This is a genomic window from Methylobacterium oxalidis (genome assembly GCF_007992195.1).
Lineage (GTDB): Bacteria > Pseudomonadota > Alphaproteobacteria > Rhizobiales > Beijerinckiaceae > Methylobacterium > Methylobacterium oxalidis.
Window position 1 is genome coordinate 1 of record NZ_BJZU01000250.1, and the last position, 2,369, is coordinate 2,369.

A 2,369-nucleotide genomic window follows, 5' to 3' on the forward strand; every position below is an offset into this window, starting at 1 on the left:
CAGGCCGCGCACCGTCCCCTTCGGCACGGAGAAGGATTGGTTGTCCTGCACGAAGGCGATGTCGAGGCCGGCCTCAGCCAGGACATCGACACGGTAGGTCTCCGAGAACCAGCCTCGATCATCGCCGAACCGCTTCGGCACAATCCGCTTAACTGCGGGGATAGCGGTCGACCTCACCTCCATCTGCCGTTCCTGAATGCTTTCCTAATGCAACTTTGCGTTGCGGCACTCACTAGAGAGCGAAGAGATTGTCAGCAAGTCTTTTCTATGGGTCGCACCCGCAGGCCGCGCAATGAAGATATGTGTGGCGGGTTAGGCACACGCTCTTAGTATGCTGGCTATGCTCTGGCGCAGACGGGGGCAGATCATATAGAGTAATACGTGCGAGAGAATTATTGCACGAATCGATATTTTTGTTTTGATGAATATTATCTTCGTGTTATTTTATTCTTATCATTCGCCGGATTGTCGATTTCCGCAGAGAGAACGCTCTGCGCTCATACCGTGCAAGCCGCTCCAAGTTCCGCAAGAGATCTGATACATCCTCCAAGGAGGAGGGGCATTTTGGATCTGGAGAGTTGTGCAGGGCGGCCATGATGTCTTGCTCGACCTGTCGTCTCACTATCGAGATTTGACAAAGATAAGCCTGCGCCTCGGCAATCTCGCGAGCCGTGTCCGGTGGCCCTATGCCAAGTGAGCCGTCCGCGGCGATGAGCTCGGCGATCTGCTCAATGGTTAACTCGATTGCCGGGCTCGGCAGCACTGCCGACAGCCCGTGCTTGCGAGCGTTCTGACTGGCCCGAGCTTTGCCCTGCCGTGTTCTCGGGCCCGTGCTGGCCTGAGCGTTTCTTCGGTTGGCTTCTGTGGCCTTTGATGATGTCATCTCGGGCTCACGACCGCGCAATGGGCTTGGTCGCCCCATTGGTGGGCTCAACGTCGATGATCTCCGAGCTTGCGGCTCGCAGGTGCTGGCCAAGGCTCGCTCGCTTGCGTTCGATTTCTCGCAGAAGCGCGTCTCGACGATGGTCCGCATTGGCCGCCATCCGGTCGATGCGTTCGATATCCGAGAGGCATACCCGAAATGCCTGCGCCATCAGATCGCCTGCCGTAAGCCCGCTCTCTGTCAAGAAGCTCTCGAACGACGAAATTCCGGCGCTCGTGCCTTTGAGCCAATCGAGGGCGATGCCCTGAGCCTCTGCTTCAATGTCATGAGCCGGCACGAACCTCTTCCGGTGACGGACTTCCAGTACACGCTTCACCACCGCCTTGGCAGCGTCCAGACGCGCCTGAGCGAGGATCTGACCCCGCCACAGGCGCAGGCGTTTCGCTTCCCAGATCTGAACCACGACATCCTTGACCCAGAGCGCGTCGATGACGTCGGCCGGTCTGACCTGTTGCACGATGCTGCGCAGAATCGCGTCGTATTGCTCTGCGCTCTCGCCTGGGAGGAGGGGGCGATCGTCGAAGAGGAAGACAAGATGGTGTGGGAGCGCTGGCAAAATCTCGCGTCCGGCTTCAGCCACCGCAGATTCAGCCTCAAGCCCAGCTGCCTCAGGCCCAGTCCTCTGCTCCGCCATCGATCGTTCCGTGCTGCCGACCTTCCCCCTACCGGAAGGCGCTTCAGGTGTGCAGCACAACCCAGAGTTCGTGACGGCAGGTTCCACAGGAGCCGATGCCGATGATCCAACCGGTCGCTCAAGCGCTATCCGTGGTACCGCCTCACGGTCGGCTTGCCTCTCTCGACGCACCACTGTCCCATCGATCTTCCGCTTCAAGAGACTGGTACGGGACCCAGGCAGTGGCTGAACGGTGTGCACTGCGCCAATATGGCGAAGCTTCTGCCGCTTGGCTTGAGCCGCGCGAGCGTGATCGTCGCGGGTCTTCTCACGCCCACAAGCCTCATGAGCTGGACCCATATTGTCGAGCTCGTCCATGCCTCCGAGTTCGAGAGCTCGAATATGCTCGACGATCCAGCGCTCCCGCACGCCGTCGATGCGGTCGCCGCACACGACGCATTTTCCATTCGTACGCTCCCAGGCTTGGAGCCGGCGGCGGGCGGAGAGATGTCCGCGCCGCGTCGTACCGACATCCTCAGGGGTGACGAGGGGCATCGTGGCGCTCGTCCCTGAGCTGCGGGCGGTCGGAGAGGGCTTTGAGGGCGCGGTGGGTCAGGCCCTCCCAGTCGCAGAGGAGTTGCTCGTAGCGCTCGATCAGCGCGCGGAGTTCGGCATCCTGCTCCTCGGTCACGAGCTTGGCGCGAAGGCCCAGGGAGGCGACTGTCGGACGTGCAGAATCGGTCACGCGCGAGCGCGATCTCGTGCTGGGCATGGTATGCCTCGCTGGCTGTGGAGGATGAGAGGTGAGCTTAG

Annotated in this window: 3 protein-coding genes and 1 pseudogene; all 4 read right to left on the reverse strand. The window is 60.7% G+C overall.

Annotated elements, in window-relative coordinates:
• Positions 1-183: dTDP-4-dehydrorhamnose 3,5-epimerase family protein (locus tag MOX02_RS30210; protein WP_147029445.1), on the reverse strand; the 183-nt coding region annotated here is incomplete at its 3' end.
• A 707-nt stretch (positions 184-890) separates the two neighbouring features.
• On the reverse strand, positions 891-1,523 hold the full coding sequence (locus MOX02_RS32605; RefSeq protein WP_238178931.1) for a hypothetical protein: 633 nt from the start codon (positions 1,521-1,523) through the stop codon (positions 891-893).
• A 363-nt stretch (positions 1,524-1,886) separates the two neighbouring features.
• Positions 1,887-2,111: pseudogene (locus MOX02_RS33115) on the reverse strand (HNH endonuclease); the annotation flags it as partial.
• Positions 2,092-2,328 carry a hypothetical protein gene (locus tag MOX02_RS30225; RefSeq protein ID WP_147029448.1) on the reverse strand — a complete coding sequence of 79 codons (237 nt, stop codon included), beginning with the start codon at positions 2,326-2,328 and terminating at the stop codon, positions 2,092-2,094. The pseudogene MOX02_RS33115 and the gene MOX02_RS30225, both read right to left, overlap by 20 nt.
• Positions 2,329-2,369: the final 41 nt, after the last annotated feature.